This window comes from Phaeobacter sp. HF9A, assembly GCF_011806385.1.
GTDB lineage: Bacteria > Pseudomonadota > Alphaproteobacteria > Rhodobacterales > Rhodobacteraceae > Epibacterium.
The window spans coordinates 1-19383 of record NZ_JAATOX010000041.1 but is presented as its reverse complement, the minus strand read 5'-3'; the positions used below and the strand labels follow the sequence as shown (position 1 = coordinate 19383).

17 protein-coding genes are annotated in these 19383 nt (G+C 63.5%); 8 read left to right on the top strand and 9 right to left on the bottom strand.

The genetic code is table 11. From position 1 onward, the window contains the following. Positions 1-20 precede the first annotated feature (20 nt). Complete coding sequence (locus tag HCZ87_RS09545) at positions 21-1484, bottom strand: MORN repeat-containing protein (protein WP_167643527.1); 1464 nt, start codon at positions 1482-1484, stop codon at positions 21-23. A 169-nt stretch (positions 1485-1653) separates the two neighbouring features. On the opposite strand from HCZ87_RS09545, the gene HCZ87_RS09540 reads away from it, so the two are divergent. Next, entirely contained in the window at positions 1654-3312 is a 1659-nt protein-coding gene (locus HCZ87_RS09540) for an NAD+ synthase (protein ID WP_167643526.1), read from the top strand. A 144-nt stretch (positions 3313-3456) separates the two neighbouring features. Next, positions 3457-4752, top strand: coding sequence for an FAD-binding oxidoreductase (locus HCZ87_RS09535; protein WP_167643525.1), 1296 nt, complete (start codon positions 3457-3459; stop codon positions 4750-4752). 27 nt (positions 4753-4779) lie between these two features. Here the strand turns inward: HCZ87_RS09535 and HCZ87_RS09530 are convergent, their stop codons facing one another. Continuing rightward, positions 4780-5712 carry an MBL fold metallo-hydrolase gene (locus HCZ87_RS09530; RefSeq protein WP_167643524.1) on the bottom strand — a complete coding sequence of 311 codons (933 nt, stop codon included), beginning with the start codon at positions 5710-5712 and terminating at the stop codon, positions 4780-4782. 214 nt (positions 5713-5926) lie between these two features. Between HCZ87_RS09530 and gltX the strand changes: the two genes are divergently transcribed. Beyond that, positions 5927-7252: a glutamate--tRNA ligase gene (gene gltX, locus HCZ87_RS09525; protein ID WP_167643523.1), complete on the top strand. Its 1326-nt coding sequence runs from the start codon at positions 5927-5929 to the stop codon at positions 7250-7252. A gap of 109 nt (positions 7253-7361) precedes the next feature. On the opposite strand, the gene HCZ87_RS09520 is transcribed toward gltX, so the two are convergent. After that, positions 7362-8546, bottom strand: a complete 1185-nt coding sequence (locus HCZ87_RS09520; RefSeq protein ID WP_167643522.1) for a DUF2254 domain-containing protein — start codon at positions 8544-8546, stop codon at positions 7362-7364. Next, a complete protein-coding gene (locus tag HCZ87_RS09515) occupies positions 8543-9112 on the bottom strand; it encodes a gamma-glutamylcyclotransferase family protein (RefSeq protein ID WP_167643521.1) in 570 nt (189 codons plus the stop codon). The genes HCZ87_RS09520 and HCZ87_RS09515 overlap by 4 nt, the downstream gene beginning before the upstream one ends. A 99-nt stretch (positions 9113-9211) precedes the next feature. Between HCZ87_RS09515 and HCZ87_RS09510 the strand changes: the two genes are divergently transcribed. Next, the gene (locus HCZ87_RS09510; protein ID WP_167643520.1) at positions 9212-9682 is read left to right on the top strand and encodes an Rrf2 family transcriptional regulator; all 471 of its coding nucleotides are present in this window, start codon (positions 9212-9214) and stop codon (positions 9680-9682) included. Positions 9683-9691: 9 nt separating this feature from the next. Here HCZ87_RS09510 and HCZ87_RS09505 read toward each other — a convergent pair whose 3' ends face one another. Beyond that, positions 9692-12235: an ABC transporter permease gene (locus HCZ87_RS09505; protein WP_167643519.1), complete on the bottom strand. Its 2544-nt coding sequence runs from the start codon at positions 12233-12235 to the stop codon at positions 9692-9694. Beyond that, positions 12232-12936, bottom strand: a complete 705-nt coding sequence (locus HCZ87_RS09500) for an ABC transporter ATP-binding protein (protein WP_167643518.1) — start codon at positions 12934-12936, stop codon at positions 12232-12234. Before HCZ87_RS09500 ends, HCZ87_RS09505 begins: the two co-directional genes overlap by 4 nt. A gap of 118 nt (positions 12937-13054) precedes the next feature. On the opposite strand from HCZ87_RS09500, the gene HCZ87_RS09495 reads away from it, so the two are divergent. Further along, positions 13055-13660 carry an arylesterase gene (locus tag HCZ87_RS09495; protein ID WP_254868588.1) on the top strand — a complete coding sequence of 202 codons (606 nt, stop codon included), beginning with the start codon at positions 13055-13057 and terminating at the stop codon, positions 13658-13660. 36 nt (positions 13661-13696) lie between these two features. Here the strand turns inward: HCZ87_RS09495 and HCZ87_RS09490 are convergent, their stop codons facing one another. Then, entirely contained in the window at positions 13697-13912 is a 216-nt protein-coding gene (locus HCZ87_RS09490; RefSeq protein ID WP_167643516.1) for a hypothetical protein, read from the bottom strand. Between the two features lie 290 nt (positions 13913-14202). Between HCZ87_RS09490 and ettA the strand changes: the two genes are divergently transcribed. Together ettA and HCZ87_RS09480 are read left to right on the top strand one after the other, a co-directional pair. Continuing rightward, complete coding sequence (ettA, locus tag HCZ87_RS09485; protein ID WP_167643515.1) at positions 14203-15870, top strand: energy-dependent translational throttle protein EttA; 1668 nt, start codon at positions 14203-14205, stop codon at positions 15868-15870. A 209-nt stretch (positions 15871-16079) separates the two neighbouring features. Further along, positions 16080-16502 carry a tellurite resistance TerB family protein gene (locus HCZ87_RS09480; protein WP_167643514.1) on the top strand — a complete coding sequence of 141 codons (423 nt, stop codon included), beginning with the start codon at positions 16080-16082 and terminating at the stop codon, positions 16500-16502. 103 nt (positions 16503-16605) lie between these two features. Here the strand turns inward: HCZ87_RS09480 and dacB are convergent, their stop codons facing one another. Together dacB and HCZ87_RS09470 are read right to left on the bottom strand one after the other, a co-directional pair. Further along, entirely contained in the window at positions 16606-18090 is a 1485-nt protein-coding gene (gene dacB / locus HCZ87_RS09475; RefSeq protein ID WP_167643513.1) for a D-alanyl-D-alanine carboxypeptidase/D-alanyl-D-alanine-endopeptidase, read from the bottom strand. Between the two features lie 73 nt (positions 18091-18163). Then, complete coding sequence (locus HCZ87_RS09470; RefSeq protein ID WP_167643512.1) at positions 18164-18766, bottom strand: nicotinate-nucleotide adenylyltransferase; 603 nt, start codon at positions 18764-18766, stop codon at positions 18164-18166. A 198-nt stretch (positions 18767-18964) separates the two neighbouring features. On the opposite strand from HCZ87_RS09470, the gene HCZ87_RS09465 reads away from it, so the two are divergent. After that, on the top strand, positions 18965-19383 hold a 419-nt coding region (locus HCZ87_RS09465), incomplete at its 3' end, for a YaeQ family protein (protein WP_167643511.1).

Sequence of the window (19383 nt, the reverse complement as noted above, 5' to 3'; positions counted from 1 at the left end):
TCGCTTGAATTTCGGTTTGCTTATTCGCTCGGCGCGGCATCTGTGGCCGCGTCCGGCGTGGATGTAGCATTGCCGCCGGTGCCGGTCAGCGCGCCATTGGCCCAGGTGCCCGTGGCCTCCTGCCCGGAGGCATAGCGCATGGTGCCCGGCCCCTGGCGTTTGGAGTTCACAAAACTGCCCTCATAGACATCGCCATTGGCATAGGTGGCCACGCCCTGGCCATTGATCTTGCCTTCGGCCCAATCGCCCTCATAGGTGAAGCCGTCGGGCATGGTGATCTTGCCGGTGCCGTGGCGCTGGCCGTTCTCGAACTGCCCCTCATAGGTGGAGCCATCGGCATAGGTCACCGTCGCCTCGCCATGGCGCAACCCGTCTTTCCAGCCGCCCTGATAGCGGTAGCCATCCGGGTAGGTCATGATGCCCTGACCGTCGTTCTTGGCGTTCTTGAAGCCGCCCTCATAGGTGACGCCATTGGCATAGGTGGCGATGCCTTCGCCCTCAATCACGCCGGCAATCCAGGCGCCCTGATAGGAGGAGCCATCGGGGTAGGTGATCTTGCCGACGCCATGCGCAAGGTCATCGCGGAATTCGCCCTGATAGACGGAGCCGTCGGGATAGGTGACCTCGCCGGTGCCCTCGATCTGGCCCGCCTGCCACTGGCCGGTGTAGATATAGCCATCGGTGCCGGTGAACGTGCCCTGACCCTGACGCAGGTCATCTTCGAACATGCCCTCATAGACATCGCCATTGGCATAGGTCAGCTTGCCTTCGCCCTGGCGGCGGCCATTCACCAGCGGGCCTTCATAGACATCGCCGTTGGGCTGGGTCAGCGTGCCCATGCCGTTCATCTGGTCAGCAGCCCATTCGCCTTCGTATTTCAGCCCGTCCGGCATCACCAGTGTGCCAAGCCCGTCGAGCTTGCCGTCCTTGATGCCGCCCTGATAGGTGGCGCCGTTGGGGTAGGTGATCTTGCCGAGGCCTTCCTTGCGGCCCTCGACCCAGTCGCCCTCGTATTGATAGCCGCCGGGGTTCTGCATGGTGCCGGTGCCGTGGTGCTTGGCGTTGACGAAATCGCCCTCGTAGCGCACGCCATTGGCGTAGATCGCGATGCCATGGCCGTTGATCACGCCATTTTGCCATTCCCCCTCATAGGTGCCGCCATCGGCAAAGGTGATCTTGCCGAGGCCCTCGGGCTTGCCCTTGACGAATTCGCCCTCATAGACCGAGCCATTGGGAAAACGCGCAACGCCCTGGCCACGGATCTCGCCCTCGACCCATTGGCCGGAATATTCGTAGCCATTGGGCAGCCGGTAGGTGCCCTGCCCATGTTGCAGCCCGCCCTGGAATTCGCCCTCATAGACGCCGCCGATCTCATCCTGAGTGGTCAGCACCTGCTCCGCTTGTGCAAACGCTGGCGAAAGCCCACCCGCCGCCGTTAGCGCCAGCAGGGAGGTCAGTAGGAAAGTGGAGCCGATGCGGATCATGGAAACCTCGGTAGCCTTGGAGAGTGGGAGCACTGCCTGGAAGTGGGTGGCCTGAGCAGAACCTATGCGCTTGGTGGCTTTGCCGCAACGGTTTTGCCTCACTGGTCTTTTCCTTCGGCGGGGATCTGATACATGGCTAGGGACGACAGGTATTCGAGGACCCCGCAAGATGGCCGATAGTTTCCGCATCACGCTGGCGCAGCTGAACCCGACGGTGGGCGATCTGGCAGGCAATGCCGCCAAGGCAAAAGCCGCCTGGCAGGAGGGCAAGGCCGCCGGGGCCGATCTGGTGGCGCTGCCAGAGATGTTCATCACCGGCTATAACACGCAGGATCTGGTGATGAAGCCGGGCTTTCACACGGCGGCGATTGCCGAGGTCACGGCGCTGGCCGCTGAATTGGCGGATGGGCCGGCGCTGGCGATCGGCAGCCCCTGGGTCGAGGGCGGCAAGCTTTATAACGCCTATCTGATCCTGAAGGGCGGCAAAATCGCCTCCAAATGTCTGAAACATCACCTGCCGAACGAGACCGTGTTTGACGAGGTGCGGATCTTTTCGTCCGGTCCCCTTGGCGGGCCCTATGTGGTGGGCGAGACCCGCATCGGCAGCCCCATCTGCGAGGATGGCTGGCACGAGGATGTCGCCGAGACGCTGGAGGAAACCGGGGCGGAGTTCCTGCTGATCCCCAATGGCTCGCCCTATTATCGCGGCAAGATGGAAACCCGTTACAATCACATGGTGGCCCGCTCGGTCGAGACCGGCCTGCCGGTGATCTATCTCAATATGGTGGGCGGTCAGGACGATCAGGTCTTTGACGGCGGCACATTTGCGCTGAACCCGCATGGGGCGCTGGCGGTGCAGATGCCGGTGTTTGAGGAATGTATCACCCAGCTTGATCTGGAGCGCGGGCCGGAGGGCTGGCGCGTGGTCGAGGGCGAAAAGGCGCATCTGCCGGATGCCTGGGAGCAGGACTATCGCACCATGGTCACCGCCCTGCGGGACTATATGGGCAAGACCGGTTTCAAGAAGGTGCTGCTGGGCCTTTCGGGCGGGGTGGATTCGGCGCTGGTGGCCGCGATTGCCGTGGATGCCCTGGGGGCTGAGAATGTGCGCTGCGTGATGCTGCCCTCGGAATATACCTCCAGGGAATCACTGGAGGATGCCGAGGCGGTCGCCAAGGCGCTGGGCGTGCATTACGACTATGTGCCGATTTCCGAGGGCCGCGACGCGATCACCAACACGCTTGCGCCGCTGTTTGCGGGCTATGACGCGGATCTCACCGAGGAAAACATCCAGTCCCGCCTGCGGGGGCTGTTGCTGATGGCGATGTCGAACAAATTCGGCGAGATGCTGCTGACCACCGGCAATAAATCCGAGGTCGCGGTGGGCTATGCCACCATCTACGGCGATATGAACGGCGGCTATAACCCGATCAAGGATCTGTACAAGACCCGCGTCTTTGAAACCTGCCGCTGGCGCAACGCCAATCATCGCGACTGGATGATGGGCCCAGAGGGCGAGGTGATGCGTCCAAACGTGATTGACAAGCCCCCAAGTGCAGAATTGCGCGAGGATCAAAAGGACAGCGACAGCCTGCCGGACTACCCGGAGCTGGACGCCATTCTGGATATTCTGGTGGATCAGGACGGCTCCATCGCCGATTGCGTTGCCGCAGGCTTTGACGCCGCCGTGGCGCGGCGTGTGGAGCATCTGATTTATATCAGCGAATACAAACGCTTCCAATCGGCGCCCGGGGCGCGGCTGACAAAGCGGGCGTTCTGGCTGGATCGTCGCTATCCGATCGTGAACCGCTGGCGCGACCCGAGCTGACCACCGCGAAAGGCGGGCGAGGGGGCGCGAAAATCGCCGCCCTCCCGGCAGCGATTGAGGCCGGAAGAACACAGGCCAAGGGAACTGCTCCGCTCGTGTCACGCGCCACTAGACCCGCCAAATTCGCGCGGACTAGAAGAGGGCATGCCTGGACCTCAGCTGCCCCAGTTCAATGCGGATCGTGTGCTTCCCCAAACGGTCGATGTCGTCGTGATCGGCGGCGGGATCATTGGCGCGTCCACGGCTCTGGAACTCGCGGAGCGCGGCCATAGCGTGCTGCTGTGCGAAAAGGGCCAGGTCGCGGGCGAGCAGAGTTCGCGCAACTGGGGCTGGGTGCGCATGTCCCAGCGGGATCCGCGCGAAATGGAGCTGATGGCCCATGCGCTGCGAATCTGGGACGGGCTGGACGCGCGCACCGGCTATGCCACCGGTTTTACCCGCTCCGGCATCGTGTTTTCTGCCCGCAGCAAACGGCGCGAAGCGCAGCTGGCGCGCTGGGCGGAGCATTTGAAACCCTATGACATTCCGGGCCATATGCTGTCCGGCGCTGAGCTTGAGCCATTGATGCCCGGCTATGGTCGCCGTCTGCGCGCCGGCTATTACACGCCTCAGGATGGCCGGGCAGAGCCGCAGGCAGCCACCAATGCAATCGCCGGCGCCGCGCGCGACAAGGGCGCCGCCATCGTGACCGGCTGCGCGGTGCGTGCGCTGGACGTGGAGGCCGGTCGCATCTGTGGTGTGTTCACGGAAAAGGGCCGGGTCAAGGCTACCGCCGTGGTGCTGGCCGGTGGCGCCTGGTCGCGGCTGTTCCTGCGCAACGAGGGGATTTTCCTGCCACAGCTCAAGGTGCTCAACTCGGTCATGCGCCTGTCTCCGGTCGAAGGCGGGCCAGAGGCTGCGCTTTGGGCCAACGGGTTTTCAATCCGCAAACGCGCCGATGGGGGTTATACCGTTGCGGCGGGTGGCGAGAACACCTTTGATATCGTGCCGGATATGTTTCGCATCGGGCATCGCTTCCTGCCCGCGCTGATGAGCGATCTGCACGCGGTCGGCTTCCGCCTGTCGCGGCGCTGGACGATCGAGATGGCACATGATCGCCCTTGGGGCCCGCAGGATCGCAGCCCGTTTGAACAGACCCGTATCCTGGACCCGGAGCCCTCGCAAAAGGCGCTGCGCCGGGCGCTGGCCGCGGCGCGGGACGCCTTCCCGGTTCTGAAACAGTCCGATGTCACCCAGAGCTGGGGCGGGCTGATCGACGTGACCCCGGACGAGCTGCCGGTGATTTCCGAAGTCCAGACCCGCCCGGGCCTGTTTGTGTCAACCGGCTATAGCGGCCATGGTTTTGGCATCGGCCCGGCGGCGGGGCGGCTGACGGCGGATCTGGTGAGCGGGGACGCGCCGATCGTGGATCCGCGCCCCTTCCGGCTCAGCCGCTTCTGATCGCCAGATCCGCCGTCGATCCGCGCCTCAACCCATCATCTGATAGCTCACCGGCACAAAGCGAAAGCCCGCGTCGCGGGCTTCGACAAAACCGGCTGCCGGGAACGGCATGTGATAGCCGATCATCGGGGTGCGGCTGGCGGCGAGCATCTCCATGATCCGGCGCCGGGTGGCAGAGGCCGCATCCTTGTCCACATCAAAGCTGGTCTGCCATTCGGGATGGGCGAAGGGGAACACATAGTGGTTGGCCATATCCGCCGTCAGCAGCAACTGCTGCTCGCCGCTGTCGATCATATAGACCATATGCCCCGGCGTGTGGCCAAAGGCGGCCATGCCGGTCACGCCGGAGGCCACGCTGCCGCCATCCTCGATAAATGTCATCTTCTCCGCCAGCGGCACCACGGTTGCGCGCACCCGATCCGCGCCGCCATTGCCTTCGGGCAGCTTGGTCCAGTGATCATATTCCCGCGCTGCCGTCACATAGCGGGCATTGGCAAAGGTCGGCGCGCCGTTGTCATTGACCAGGCCGCCGATGTGGTCGCCATGCATATGGGTCAGCACCACCACGTCGATCTCCTGCGGCGTCACCCCCGCATCCGCCAGCGCCGCGGTGATGCCAGCGGCATTCAGGCCGGTGTCAAACAGGATCTTCTCGGCGCCGGTATCGACCAGGGTCGGCGTAAAATAGAACTGCGCAGCGGTATCGGAGATGAAATTCTCCTCCGCCACCTGCGAAAACGCCGCCTCCGAGGCGCCACCGCCAAAGATGTCCTTTACGCCCTCGCGCCCGGTGCTGCCGGCCAGCAGGCTGTGCACGGTATAATCGCCAAGCGTAAAGGCCCGGGCATGCAGGGGCTTTGGCGCATCTTCATGGCCGGCGGCATGGGCGGCGCTGGTTGCGACAATCGGGCTGGCGGCGGCACTGGCCAGCATCGCGCGACGGGTCAGTTTCACTGTCATTCTTGAACTCCCTGATGAATGATCTCTGACAAGTTTAGTGCAGATAGGTCGCAGATCCGCCCTCGCCTGATCACGAATGCGTGGGGTCTTCAACTTGCCCGAAATACCTCCGCCGGAGGCCGCGCCCCGTCAGGGGCGCCCCATCGCCCGCAGCTCCGTGAAACTGGACAATTCTGCGCGCCTGTGACAGAGCAGGCGCAACAGGAGATTTGCCATGACCACCACCCGTTTCGCGCCGTCGCCCACCGGCTACATCCATGTGGGCAACCTGCGCACTGCGCTGATGAACTACCTGATTGCCCGCAAGGCTGGCGGCACCTTCATCCTGCGCATCGACGACACCGACCCGGAGCGCTCGAAAGAAGAATATGTCGATGCGATCAAGGAAGACCTCGAATGGCTCGGCCTGACCTGGGACAAGGTGGAACGCCAGTCCGAGCGCCTTGATCGCTACGCCGAGGCCGCAGACAAGCTGCGCGAAATCGGCCGCTTCTACGAGGCGTTTGAAACCCCGACCGAGCTGGACCTGAAGCGCAAGAAGCAGCTCAACATGGGCAAGCCGCCGGTCTATGACCGTGCCGCGCTTGAGCTGTCGGATGCGGAAAAAGACGCCCTGCGCGCCGAGCGCGGCAATGGCGTCTGGCGTTTCAAGCTGGATCAGGCGCGGATCGACTGGACCGATGGCATCCTTGGGGACATCTCCATCGACGCGGCCTCGGTCTCTGATCCGGTGCTGATCCGGGGCGACGGGCAGGTTCTGTATACCATTGCCTCCGTGGTGGATGACACCGATATGGGCGTCACCCATGTGGTGCGCGGCTCTGACCACGTCACAAACACCGCGACCCAGATCCAGATCATGGCGGCGCTGGGCCACGGTCACCCCGAGTTCGCCCACCATTCGCTGCTGACCGGCCCGCAGGGCGAGGCGCTGTCAAAACGCCTGGGAACGCTGGCGCTGCGCGATCTGCGCGAGGCGGGCGTACAGCCGATGGCGCTTTTGTCGCTGATGGCGCGGCTGGGCTCTTCGGATCCGGTGGAGCTGCGCACGGAAATGGCCGAGCTGATCGAGGGCTTTGACATCAACCGTTTCGGCTCCGCGCCGACCAAATTTGATGCCGAGGATCTCTATCCGCTGACCGGGCGCTATCTGCAAAGTCTGCCGGTCTCGGCTGTGGCGGCGGACCTCGATGCGCTCGGCGTTCCTGCCGACGCGCAGGAGGGCTTCTGGGCCGTGGCAAAGGAAAACATCACCACGCTCAAGGATCTCGCCGGCTGGTGGGCGCTGTGCCGCGATGGCGCAGAGCCGCTGATCGCCGAGGAAGACGAGGAATTTGTCGCCGAGGCCATGGCCCTGCTGCCCGAGGGCCCCTATGACAGCGAGAGCTGGGGCAAATGGACCGCTGCCGTGAAGGAAAAAACCGGCCGCAAGGGCAAGGGGCTGTTCATGCCGCTGCGCAAGGCGGTGACCGGCATGGAGCGCGGCCCGGATATGTCGGCGCTCTTGCCGCTGATGCAGGTGATCCGCGCGCGCGGCTGATTCGATTGATCTGACTGATCGGGCTGCACCGGTTGCGGCCGGTCAGCACCGCACGACAAAAAAGGGCAGGGCGCAGGCTCTGCCCTTTTTATGTCAGGGCCTGCGTGCGTCAGTCCTTGTCAAAATAGCTGTCGCACATCTCGCGCGCGGCGGTGGTCATCGCGGTATTGGGATGATGTTCCAGTGCTTCCAGCGAGGTCTTCATCCATTTCATGACCTCTGGCGCATCCTTGGCATAGAGCGCGATCGGCGGGAAACTCGCCTTCAGCAAAGCCTGGGCGGTCACCGGGAGCATATGCACATGCGGAAACCTCGCCTTTTCCTTCGTGGCCTCGGTGTCTTCGGGCAGGTTTTCCCACAGCAAGCGCGTGATACGGCCCATGACCTCATAGGCGGTGCCCGGATCATTGACCCCGGGTGACAGGGCGCGCTGCGCGGTTTCCGCCATCAGCGTCAGGCCAAAGGTCGGGTCCTGTTCAAAACTGCGTACATCGCCGATATCAATCAGGCCGCTTGCCTCCTTGCAGAAGCTCTCTTCTGCGCCATCTGCCATTGCGACGGGGCGACCCCGGAGCACGAATTCGCCGGGCAGGCGGGTCAGATAGAGCGTGACGCCGGCCTCCTTGGCGCGGCTGTTCAGCGCCGCCATGTCGATAAACCGTACAAACCCACTGCGGGCAGCCGCAATCGGGCGCGCATCGGAGGGCGGTTCGCCCTCGCCGGAGCAGCCGCCCAGGCAGGGGGTCTCCTTGCGTGCCACAAGGCTGCTGCGGGTGCGGGTTTCAATCAGGCGCAGGGTGTGATCCATGCTGCCCAGATCTGAGAGGTGATCAATCCAGCGCAGGATCGCAAGCACGATCAGCATCACCACCAGCGCTGTCATGACAAAGACCACAAAGGCAGAGCCGGGCGGGTAGATCTTGGCGCGAAACAGGATGATGGCGCTGAGCGAATAGACAAAGCCGCCGGTAAAGGTCGCCAGGACGCTTTGGGTGACCGTATCCTCCAGAAGCAGCCGGTAGACGCGAGGGGTCGCCATGCTGGAGGCCGTCCGATAGGCGCTGACCATGACGTTCAGCGAAAAGGTTGTCACCGCCAGCATGCCCGAGGCCAGGATCGTCAGCACCGGCAGCACCGCGTCGCGGCCAAACCGGTCGTCCCAGCCTTCTGGCAGAATAGGTGCCAGCAGCGGTGCCACGGCGAGCGCCAGCAAGGAAAACAGGGATATCACCACAACCCGAAACCACAGCTGACGCGTGATGCGCCGCAGCAGGAGCAGGCTGCGCGAAATCATGCGCTGTCCGCCAGAACCTGCGCGCCCGCATGCGCGATCAAGGCGTCGTGAAACGCATGCTCCATGTCCGACATCGCCTGGTGGCGCGGGTAGCGCGGCGTGGCGCGATCATTGAGGATGGGGGTGTGCCAGCCGTCTGTTGTATCGACAAAGGCGCGCGCGCCCTCCTCGCCAAAGACCTGCGTATAGCCGCGCAAGACCACATCGAGATAGCTCATCAGGATCGGCGCGGGATCCGTGCCCGCGTCCTGATCGGCAACCGGCACCCGATAGAGCGAGATCTGCGGCGAGGGGTCCATGTCGTGATCGACCTGCGGCGTGACATCGACCCTTGTATAGGCGTATTCCCGTTCGTCCAGCGCCGCCCAATCGCCATTTGGCACCGCCGCCAGCAACCCGTCGATCGCGTGGCCCTCGGCGGGGGTGACGCTCAAAAAGGCCAAGTCACGCGCCGGGGTGCTGACCCATGTCCGCCGCCAGCCCTGCAAACGGGCGGGTTTGGTATCGCTGTAGATATGGGTGGCGGCGTTGACGAGGCTGCCGAAGCCAAAGAAATGTGGGGTCATGGGGCCTTGTGATTTTCTTTGCGGGTTTTGATGTATGTCAAACCGCTTTTTGCCGGTATTTGCAACAAGTACACTATTACCGTTAGCGGGAGAGTGTCCATGCGCATTACCAAGAGAACAAATATCGCGGTCCGCTTGCTGATGTATTGCGCGTTGAACGAGGGCCGGCTGGTGACCAAGGCAGAGGTCGCGGCGCGGTGCAATATTTCGGAAAACCACCTGGCGCAGGTGGTGAACCAATTGAGCCAGCTTGGATTTCTGAACACGCAGCGGGGGCGCAATGGCGGGCTTGGGCTTGAACGTTCTGCCGCCGAGATCTGCATCGGCGATGTGTTCCGCCAGGTCGAAGGCGGCTTGCCGATGGTTGAATGTTTCGCCGATGCCGACAACACTTGCCCGCTGGTGGATGCTTGCCGCCTGCGCGATGCGCTGAGCCGCGCGGGCGAGGCTTTTTACGCCGCGCTGGACGGGGTCACGCTGGAAAGCCTGACCTGCGATAACTTTGATCTGCAACGCATCCTGGCGCCGGTCGCCTGTCCCAAGCCGGAATTGCCTGCGGTCCAGGCCTGAACGGGTGCGTCATTCACGGCTGCGCAGGACCTGAGCCGGGCGGGCGGCAAGCGGGCGCAGCGCATAGGCGAGCCCGGCAAAGAGCGTGACAAGGATCCCGCCGCCCACGACGCCGATCGCATTGGGCCAGATCACCGCGAAATCCGTTTCCAGTACAAAATGGCTGATCGACCAGGCGCCGAGAAGCCCCGCCATCAAGGCAACGCTGCCCGCCGCCGCGCCTAACAGGGCCGAGCGCAGCGCAAAGCTGCGCAGGATCTGGCTCCGCGGCGCGCCGAGCGTCTTGAGGAGCGCGGCCTCGTAGCGCCGTTCCGGCTCTGCCGCCGCTGCGGTACCCAGCAGAACCAGAAACCCGGTGAACAGGGTGGCCGCCGCGCCATAGGCGGTGGCGGTGGCGAGCTGGCCCAGGATCTCGGACACCCGGTTGATTGCATCGCGCACCCGGATTGCGGTCACATTGGGCATGGCGCGGGCCACATCGCGCAGGATCATCGCCTCGGCTTCGGGCGCGGCATAGACGCTGGCGATATAGCTATGTGGCGCCGCGCGCAGGGCGGCCTCGTTCATGGTGAGGATAAACCCCATGCCCGCGTTGGAAAAATCCACCTCGCGAAAACTGGTGATGGTGCCGGTGATGTCGCGGCCCAGGATGTTGACGGTCATGCTGTCGCCGAGCTTCAGGCCCATTTCTTCGGCTTCCTCTGCGGCAAAGGAGATCTGCGGCGGGCCGGAATACTCCTCGGGCCACCAGGCGCCTGCGGTAATTTTTGTGCTGGAGGGTTTGGCGGCGGCATAGGTGACGCCGCGATCCCCCCGGATCACCCAGTGATCGCCGGCAACCTCCTTGGCCGGGCGGTCATTGATGCGGGTGATAATGCCGCGCAACATCGGCGCGTTTTCAACCTTGCTGACGGCTGGATCGCCTTCGACGCGGGCGAGAAAATCGGGCATCTGGTCGCGCTGGATATCAACAAAGAAATAAGAGGGCGCCACATCGGGCAGGTTGCCTGCAATGGCGCGTCGCATATTGCCGTCGATCTGGCCGATGGCCGCCAGCACGGTGAGCCCAAGCCCCAGCGCCAGCACCGCAGGGATCGCTCCCGTGCGCGGCGCGGAAATCGAGGCGAGCGCCCAGCGTAGCGCCGGTTTGCCCCGTGCTGCGCGACGCCCCAGCCGCGCAAGGGCGCCAATGGCGAGCCCGGCCCCCAGCAGCACGAGCAGGGCGCCAATCAGCCCGCCCGCCGTCCAGAGCGCCAGACGGGGCGCGCCGCTGAACAGGGCGGCGGCGGCGATCAGCAGGCTCAATGTCATCAGCGTGGCGAAGATATAGCGCGGCGCAGGCCATTGCAGCGGCCCGCCCACCGCGTCGCGATAGAGGGCCGCGGCTCGGATCCGCTCGGCCCTGGCCAGCGGCCAGAGGGTAAAGAGCAGCGCCGTCAGCACACCATAAAGCGCAGCTTCCGCCAATGCGCCGGGGTAGACGGAAAACACCGCTGGAAAAGGTAGCTGTGCCGCGATCAAGGGGCCAAGCAGCAGCGGCCCAAGCCCGCCCAGCACCAGGCCCAGTGCGATACCGCAAAGCGCAAGCACGCCGATCTGCAAAAAATACGTCAGGAAGATCACCCGACGTTCCGCGCCGAGGGTGCGCAATGTGGCAATGGTTTCGGTCTTTTGCGCCAGATAGGCGCGCACGGCGGTCGAAACCCCCACGCCGCCGACCGCAAGCCCGGATAGGCCAACCAGCACCAGAAAGGCGCCGAGCCGCTCGACAAAACGGGCAATCCCCGGCGCGCCATTGCGGGCATCGCGCCAGCGCATGCCGCTGTCGCTGAACAGGGCGCTGGCCTCACGTTTGAGCGCAGCCAGATCGGCCTCCCGGGGCAGGGTCAGCCGGTATTTGGTCGAAAACAGGGTTCCCGGCGCCAGCAGGCCCGATTGCGCCAGCGCTTTGGTGCGCACCAAGGTGCGCGGGCCGATGGAAAAGCCGGAGCCTGCCGCGTCCGGCTCCCACGCCAGAATGCCGCCAAGGCGAAACGCTTGGGTTCCCAATTGAAACGCGTCGCCCGTTTGCAGGCCAAGCCGATCCGCCAGGACCCGCTCCATCACCGCGCCGGGCAGGCCGTCTCGCTCTGCCAATGCGTCGCTCAATGGCAGGCCAGAGACCAGCGTGACCGCGCCGCGCAGGGGATAGGCGGCATCGACGGATTTCACCTGCGTCAGGGCGCGTTCCTCGCCGACAACGGCCATGGAGCGGAATTCGACCACCTCCGATTGCCGGGTGGCGGTGTCGGCCATCCAGGCGCGCTCGGCGTCAGAGGCAAAGCGATAGGTGAAGGTCAGCTCGGCATCGCCGCCCAGCAGGCTCGCGCCCTCGCGCGACAGCCCAGCCTCGATCGAGGCGCGGATGGAGCCAATGGCGGCGATCACCCCAACCCCCAGCGCCAGGCAGGCCAGAAACAGGCGAAAACCGCGCAGACCGCCGCGCAGCTCCCGCAGGGCAAAGCGCCAGGCGAGGCGGAGCTGCGCGCGCCATGGCTGTCGCGAAGGGCTCATTCCGCGGCCTCTTGCCCGGTTTCGGGCAGGATGCAACCGTCGCGCAGCTGCACGATGCGATCACAGCGCGCCGCCAGATCCGGCGCATGGGTGACCATCACCAGGGTGGAGCCATGCCGGTCGCGCAGGTCAAACAACAGATCCATCACATGGGCGCCATTGGCCTGATCCAGGTTGCCGGTGGGCTCATCCGCCAGGAGGATTTCCGGGTGGGTCACAACCGCGCGCGCCAGGGCCACCCGCTGCTGCTCGCCACCGGACATCTGGGCGGGCATGTGGTCGCAGCGATGGCCCAGCCCCACGGCATCCAGTTCCGCCCGGGCGCGGTCAAAGGCATCGCGCGCGCCAGAGAGCTCCAGCGGGGTGGCGACATTTTCCAGCGCGGTCATGGTGGGGATCAGGTGAAAGCTCTGAAACACCACCCCCATATGAGCACGCCGAAACCGCGCCAGCGCGTCCTCGCCCATGCGGGTGAGATCCTCGCCCATGGCCCGCACGATGCCGCCGCTGGCCTGCTCCAGCCCGCCCATGACCATCAAAAGCGAGGATTTCCCCGACCCGGAGGGGCCAACCAGCGCCAGTGTTTCGCCTTTTTGCACGTCCAGGGTGATCGCCTCCAGAATTGACACCGGGCCGGTGTTGCCATTCAGCGATAAATGCACATCTTGAAGCGAGAGAACGGGGCGGGCGTCGGAGCTCATGAGGGCGCAACCTGTTTGAGGGATCTCAATTGGATATGGAGTGCCCTATCAAATGCACAAGTTTCTAAAGAAAATTACACTGGCATTTACATTTGTCTGGGGCTTGGCGGGGGCAGGCATGGCGGAGCCGTTGAAGCTGACCGTCTTTGGCGACAGTCTGGTGCAGGGCTATGGTCTGGCACAGGGCGACGGGCTGGTGCCGCAGCTCCAGCGCTGGCTGGCGGCGCAGGACGTGGTGGTGCAGGTGGTGAATGCGGGCGTTTCGGGCGATACCAGCGCCGGCGGGGCCGCGCGCATCGACTGGGCGCTGGCGGATCACCCGGATGGGGTGATTGTGCTGCTTGGCGGCAATGATCTGCTGCGCGGGCTGCCGCCGCAGGACACCCGCGCCAATCTGTCCCACATCATCGAGGCCGCGCAGGGGGCAGGCGCCGAGGTGATGCTCGTCGGTATGCAGGCGCCGTTGAACTACGGGGCTGAGTACAAGGCGCAGTTTGACGCGATCTATTCGGATCTGGCGCAGCGCTATGGTGTGCTCCTGCATCCGCTTGCCTTTGCGGGGATCATGCAGGAGGTGGGGTCTGACCCGGCACAATTCGGAGCCTACATGCAGGACGATAACATTCATCCCAATGCGAGGGGCGTAGCGCTAAATGTTGCCGCGATGGGGCCGCAGCTTCTGGATCTGCTGAAGCGGATGCAACAGGCGCAGGCACAGGAATAGGGCGCGCAGCGCTATCGGCTCTGGTATGTGCTGGCCTCAGCCGACCGCGGTTTCCTGATTGCCAGCCTTGAGCCAGGCGGCAGTGCTGCTGCGAAGAAAATACGCGATTGTGGTGATCGCAAGAGTGCTGAAGGCGCCAACCAGAGAGTAGAGCGCCAGGCAAATCCAGAAAGACAAGTCAAAGGCGAGTAGCCCGATGCTTGCAGTGATGAAACCTGCGATCATTCCGAACAGTATGCCTGCAATTGCCATGGTATTACCGTCCTTTCCGTCCGTGATGCATGCGGATCCGAATATGTACCTTTTTAACCTTAGGATGTACTGGGTATAAGTATATCGGCCACTACTCCTATTTGTCGCTAAATTTATTACTAAAATGTTAAGAGCTTCTTGAGGATTTCCTCCCGCTCTGGTTGATTTTACGATGGCACGGCTGGGGCGGAGCCCGCCAGCGCGCCAAATGCACGGCAACGATTGCTCCTGAGCGGCGCAAGCGTTATCACCTCTGGCAACCCATCTTCCCCTATCACGGAGCAATCGAAATGGCCTCCTATCAATACGTCTACCACATGCAGGGGGTATCCAAGAGCTACCCCGGCGGTAAGAAATGCTTTGAAAACATCCACCTGTCCTTTTTGCCCGGGGTGAAAATCGGTGTTGTCGGCGTCAACGGTGCCGGTAAATCCACCTTGATGCGCATCATTGCGGGCATGGACAAGGATTTCACCGGCGAGGCCTGGGCCGCCGAGGGGGCGACCGTCGGCTACCTGCCGCAGGAGCCGCAGCTTGATGAAGACCTTACGGTGCGTGAAAACGTCATGCTCGGCGTAGCGGAGAAAAAAGCCAAGGTGGATCGCTTCAACGCGATCGCCGTGGAGATGGCCGAGAACTATACCGATGAGCTGATGGAAGAGATGACGGCGCTGCAAGACGCCATCGATTCCGAGAACCTCTGGGATCTGGACAGCCAGGTCGATGTCTCCATGGAGGCGCTGCGCTGCCCGCCGGATGACGCGGCGATCAAGGATCTGTCGGGCGGTGAAAAACGCCGGGTGGCGCTTTGCAAGCTGCTGCTGGAAGCGCCCGACATGCTGCTGCTCGATGAGCCGACCAACCACCTGGATGCGGAAACCATCGCCTGGCTGCAACAACACCTGATCGACTACAAGGGCACCATCCTCTGCGTCACCCACGACCGCTATTTCCTGGATGACATCACCGGCTGGATTCTGGAGCTCGACCGCGGTCGCGGCATCCCCTACGAGGGCAATTACTCCAGCTGGCTGGAACAGAAGAGCAAGCGGCTCCAGCAGGAGGCGCGCGAGGACAAGGCCCGCCAGAAAACGCTGGAACGCGAACTGGAATGGATGCGCCAGGGCCAGAAAGCCCGTCAGGCCAAATCCAAGGCCCGGATCGCCGCCTATAACGAGATGGCCAATACCTCCGAGCGGGAAAAGGTCGGTCGCGCCCAGATCGTGATCCCCAATGGTCCGCGTCTTGGCGGCAAGGTGATCGAGGTGGAAAACCTCAGCAAACACTACGGCGACAAGCAGCTGGTCGAAGGGCTCTCCTTCTCGCTGCCGCCGGGCGGTATCGTCGGCGTGATCGGCCCCAACGGTGCCGGTAAATCGACGCTTTTCAAGATGTTGACGGGGCAGGAGCAGCCGGATCAGGGCTCGGTCACCTATGGCGACACGGTGAAGCTTTCCTATGTGGATCAGAGCCGCGATGACCTCAATGATGGCGATACGGTCTGGGAAGCGATCTCTGGCGGGGCCGAGCTGATCGAGCTGGGCGATGCGCAGGTGAACTCGCGCGCCTATTGTTCCTCCTTCAACTTCAAGGGCGGCGATCAGCAGAAGAAGCTGAGCCTGCTGTCGGGCGGCGAGCGCAACCGGGTGCATATGGCGCGGCTGCTGAAAGAGGGCGGAAACGTGTTGCTGCTCGACGAGCCGACCAACGATCTGGACGTCGAAACCCTGCGGGCGCTGGAGGATGCGCTGGTCGATTTCGCCGGCTGCGCGGTGGTGATCTCGCACGACCGTTTCTTCCTCGACCGGATCTGTACCCATATCCTTGCCTTTGAGGGGGATGCGCATGTGGAGTGGTTCGAGGGCAACTTCGAGGACTACGAAGAAGACAAGAAGCGCCGTCTGGGACCGGACGCGCTGGAGCCCAAGCGCCTGAAACACAAGAAGTTCGCGCGCTGAGCCCTGGACGTTCTGCTTGGGCGTCACGCCCTTTGAAACAGCCTCCAAACCTGAACCTCGGGTTTGGAGGCATTTGAAGCATGGCCCGCTCGGCCACATCTCGCGGAGCGCAGGTCGCGCCGCTCAAAGACCGGGTTTCGCCGTTGAAGGTCACGCGGTGGCCGCTTATGTTTGCCCTCAACGGAATGCGCATAAAGGACGTCGGACAGATGACAGAAGAAACTCTCCAGCTGCTCACCCCGGAGGACTGCCTGGTGGCGGTGATGGTGGCGGTCTCTGCATCGGACGAGAATATCCGCACCGCGGAGCTGGTGAAGATCCAGAACGCGGTCAATATGCTGCCGGTTTTTGCCAGCTATGATACGGATCGGATCAATGTGGTGTCGCGCACGGTGTTCGATCTGTTCGAGCAGGAAGACGGGCTGGACGCGCTGTTTGGTCTGGTGCGGGATATCCTGCCGGAGCGGCTGAACGAAACCTGCTATGCGCTGGCATGCGATGTGGCGGCGGCGGACGGAACGCTGAATGAAAACGAGCTGCGCCTCCTGGAAGAGATCCGATATGAGCTGAACGTGGATCGCCTGCATGCGGCGGCCATCGAGCGCGGCTCGCGCGCGCGGCATATGGTATAGCGTCGCTGTCCTGGGCGAGGCTCTGCCTCGCGCTCCGGGATATTTGAAAAAAGATGAAGAAGGGATCGCGGGACGGTCCCTTTTTTTGTTCCTCGGCCGGATGTTAGCTGGCGTAGACTTGGCCCCAGCGCCGCAGCAGGCTTTGCTGCAATTTCTTGGCGCGGCTGTTCCAGGCTTTGCCGCCGGGCGGGCGTTCGCGTTCGGCGCGGCTGATGTGCGCGCGGGCATCCAGGTCGGCAGAGAAGATCGCAAAGGCCAGCTCGCGACCGTCTTCGGCGGTGACAAAGCCGCCGAGGCCGGACACAAAGTTCAGCGTTCCGGTTTTTGCGGCAATTTTCACCGGGTGGTTCTTGATGGGGCGTCCCTGGGCGTCTTGCAGATAGATCGGTTTCAGAAGCGGCTTTAGCGCGCCGCTCTTGTCCGCCACGACCAATGCGCGCACCAGATCCCTGGCGGTCAGGCGGGAGTCCTCGCCGAGGCCGGAATGGTCCGTCATCTTGCACTGCTGCATGCCCAGCGATGCCTCTGCCCAGGCGCTCATCCGGCGGCCGGAATCTCGCAGCGTGTTGGGGCGTTCGCCGCGGTGCAGGCTCGCGGTCATGCCGATCATTTCGGCCATCAGGTTGTTTGAGTATTTCAGCATGGCCTGGAGCATCACTGGCAGCGGCGTGCTGGGGTGGTCTGCGATCACCGTGCCGCCGGGATTGTGGCGGATCTGTTTGGGCGCGGGCAGGGCGATGCCATGGGCGCGCGCCAGGGTCTGGAACACATCCCCGGCATAGAGGGCGGGATTGCGCACCGGCAACCAGCGCGACCCGCCCTTGCCTAGCGCGCCACTGGCCACGGTCCAGGTGTCGATGCCTGCCTTGTCCTGATAGGTGTAGACCGGCAATTGCCGCTGCGCGACGGAGATCTTCGAGGTAAAGACCTCCGGGCGGTAGGATTTTGTGCGCGCATCCATGGTGACCGCCCAGCGGCCCCCCGCGGGTTTCCATTCAAAATGCACACGGTTGAAGTTCAGCGCGATGCCGCTGACGGCGGGGCTATAGCCGACGTGATCGGGCTGGCCGGGGTCGATCGAGTCGATATAGGGCAGAATCCCGTCCCAGATCAAAAACCGCCCCCGCAGTTCGCGCAGCCCGGCGGCTTTCATCCTGGCGGCGAGATCTGCGAGCGCGTCGGTATCCAGGGTCGGATCGCCCCCGCCCAGCAGGACCAGATCGCCCTTCAATATGCCGTTCTGGATCGGCGCGGTCGCGATCAGTTGGGTGTGAAAACGAAACCCCGGGCCAAGCGTGTCCAGCGCATAGAGGCTGGTCACGATCTTGGCGACGCTGGCGGGGGGCAAACCCTTGTCTGCGCCGACCTCTTCCAGCAGTGCACCGCTTTTGGCATCGGCCACGGCGCAGGCGATCTGCCCCCGCAAGCCGGCATTCTTGAGGATCGCGTCCAGCCCCTCGATGCCCGGGCTGAAGGGGTTGAGCCCGCGCGCCTTTGGGCGTGGGGTGGAGAGCGGCGCATCGGCCAAGGCAGGACCGGCGGCAACAGCGGCGAAAGCGGAGGAGAGAAAACGGCGGCGTGAAATCATGATGCGTATTTTGAATCAAATTCCCTACAATTCGGCAAATGCTTTCCGCGGGGCGTCACAAAAATTTCGCCTCTCATCGCTGCCATTCGCCGCGTTTGCGGATCTCGGTAGAGGAGGCATCGACCATCGGCACGTTCAGAAAACACCAGGCCGGGGCCTCTGCGCGCGCCAGGGCGCGGCTTTGCGACGAGGGGATACGGGCGCTGCCATAGATCCGCGCCGCCGGGGAGAGCCGTGCCGAAATGCGTTCTTCGGGGCGGGCAAGCACGCCGACGGGCACGGTGTCGAGGATCTCGCGCCAGTCTTTCCAGCGGTGAAAATGGGCGAGGTTATCCGCCCCCATCAGCCAGACGAAATGCACATGCGGATAGGTCTTGCGCAGGGCGCGCAGGGTCTCGGCGGTGTAGCGGGTGTCAAGGCGCGCCTCGATATCGGAAATCTTCACCCGGGGGTGGCGCATGATCTCTGCGCTGGCGGCCCGGCGACGCGCCATTGAGGCGGGCGGGTTTTCCTTGAGCGGGTTGCCCGGGGTCACCAGCCACCAGAGCTGGTCGAGGTTGAACCGTTTGAGCGCCGCGAGGGTGATCTGCACATGCCCCTGATGCGGCGGATCAAAGGATCCGCCCAATAGGCCCACGGTCATGCCCGGGCGCAAAAAGGGATACGCGGTTTTCATCGCGCACTTGATGCACAGATTTATGCGGGGATGGCAACGGGATATGCGGCGAGGGCGGATCTGATCCGGGGGGCGGCAGGCAGACAGCCTGCGCGGCCGTCCCCCCTCTGCGGCCCTTGTGTGTTGCGGCGCGATCTGCTTTGGAAAGGGCGGCAGACGGGGTAGGCCTCGCACTCTTTGACGGAATTGGAAGAACGCATGGCGCAGAATGCCACCATTTATAAAGTCGAACTTTCTGTATCGGATATGGATCGCCACTATTATGAGACCCACAAGCTGACGGTGGCGAAACACCCCTCGGAGACCGACGAGCGGCTGATGGTGCGGCTGGTCGCCTTTGCGCTGAATGCCCATGAGCATCTGGAGATGACCAAGGGGCTGTCCACCGATGACGAACCGGACATCTGGCAAAAAAGCCTGAGCGGCGAGCTGGATGTCTGGGTGGCGCTGGGATTGCCGAGCGAGAAGGTGATACGCCAGTCCTGCGCCAGGGCGGGCAAGGTGGTCATCTACCCCTATGGTGGCCGCGCGGCAGAGATCTGGTGGGACAAGGTCAAGAACAGCACCACCCGTTTTGACAATCTGGAGGTGGTAAACCTCTCCGAGGTGGACACCGG

Coding starts and splice junctions, on each gene's coding strand:
- HCZ87_RS09545 (WP_167643527.1), bottom strand. CDS start 1,484: ATGATCCGCATCGGCTCCACTTTCCTACTGACCTCCCTGCTGGCGCTA.
- HCZ87_RS09540 (WP_167643526.1), top strand. CDS start 1,654: ATGGCCGATAGTTTCCGCATCACGCTGGCGCAGCTGAACCCGACGGTG.
- HCZ87_RS09535 (WP_167643525.1), top strand. CDS start 3,457: ATGCCTGGACCTCAGCTGCCCCAGTTCAATGCGGATCGTGTGCTTCCC.
- HCZ87_RS09530 (WP_167643524.1), bottom strand. CDS start 5,712: ATGACAGTGAAACTGACCCGTCGCGCGATGCTGGCCAGTGCCGCCGCC.
- gltX (WP_167643523.1), top strand. CDS start 5,927: ATGACCACCACCCGTTTCGCGCCGTCGCCCACCGGCTACATCCATGTG.
- HCZ87_RS09520 (WP_167643522.1), bottom strand. CDS start 8,546: ATGATTTCGCGCAGCCTGCTCCTGCTGCGGCGCATCACGCGTCAGCTG.
- HCZ87_RS09515 (WP_167643521.1), bottom strand. CDS start 9,112: ATGACCCCACATTTCTTTGGCTTCGGCAGCCTCGTCAACGCCGCCACC.
- HCZ87_RS09510 (WP_167643520.1), top strand. CDS start 9,212: ATGCGCATTACCAAGAGAACAAATATCGCGGTCCGCTTGCTGATGTAT.
- HCZ87_RS09505 (WP_167643519.1), bottom strand. CDS start 12,235: ATGAGCCCTTCGCGACAGCCATGGCGCGCGCAGCTCCGCCTCGCCTGG.
- HCZ87_RS09500 (WP_167643518.1), bottom strand. CDS start 12,936: ATGAGCTCCGACGCCCGCCCCGTTCTCTCGCTTCAAGATGTGCATTTA.
- HCZ87_RS09495 (WP_254868588.1), top strand. CDS start 13,055: ATGGCGGAGCCGTTGAAGCTGACCGTCTTTGGCGACAGTCTGGTGCAG.
- HCZ87_RS09490 (WP_167643516.1), bottom strand. CDS start 13,912: ATGGCAATTGCAGGCATACTGTTCGGAATGATCGCAGGTTTCATCACT.
- ettA (WP_167643515.1), top strand. CDS start 14,203: ATGGCCTCCTATCAATACGTCTACCACATGCAGGGGGTATCCAAGAGC.
- HCZ87_RS09480 (WP_167643514.1), top strand. CDS start 16,080: ATGACAGAAGAAACTCTCCAGCTGCTCACCCCGGAGGACTGCCTGGTG.
- dacB (WP_167643513.1), bottom strand. CDS start 18,090: ATGATTTCACGCCGCCGTTTTCTCTCCTCCGCTTTCGCCGCTGTTGCC.
- HCZ87_RS09470 (WP_167643512.1), bottom strand. CDS start 18,766: ATGAAAACCGCGTATCCCTTTTTGCGCCCGGGCATGACCGTGGGCCTA.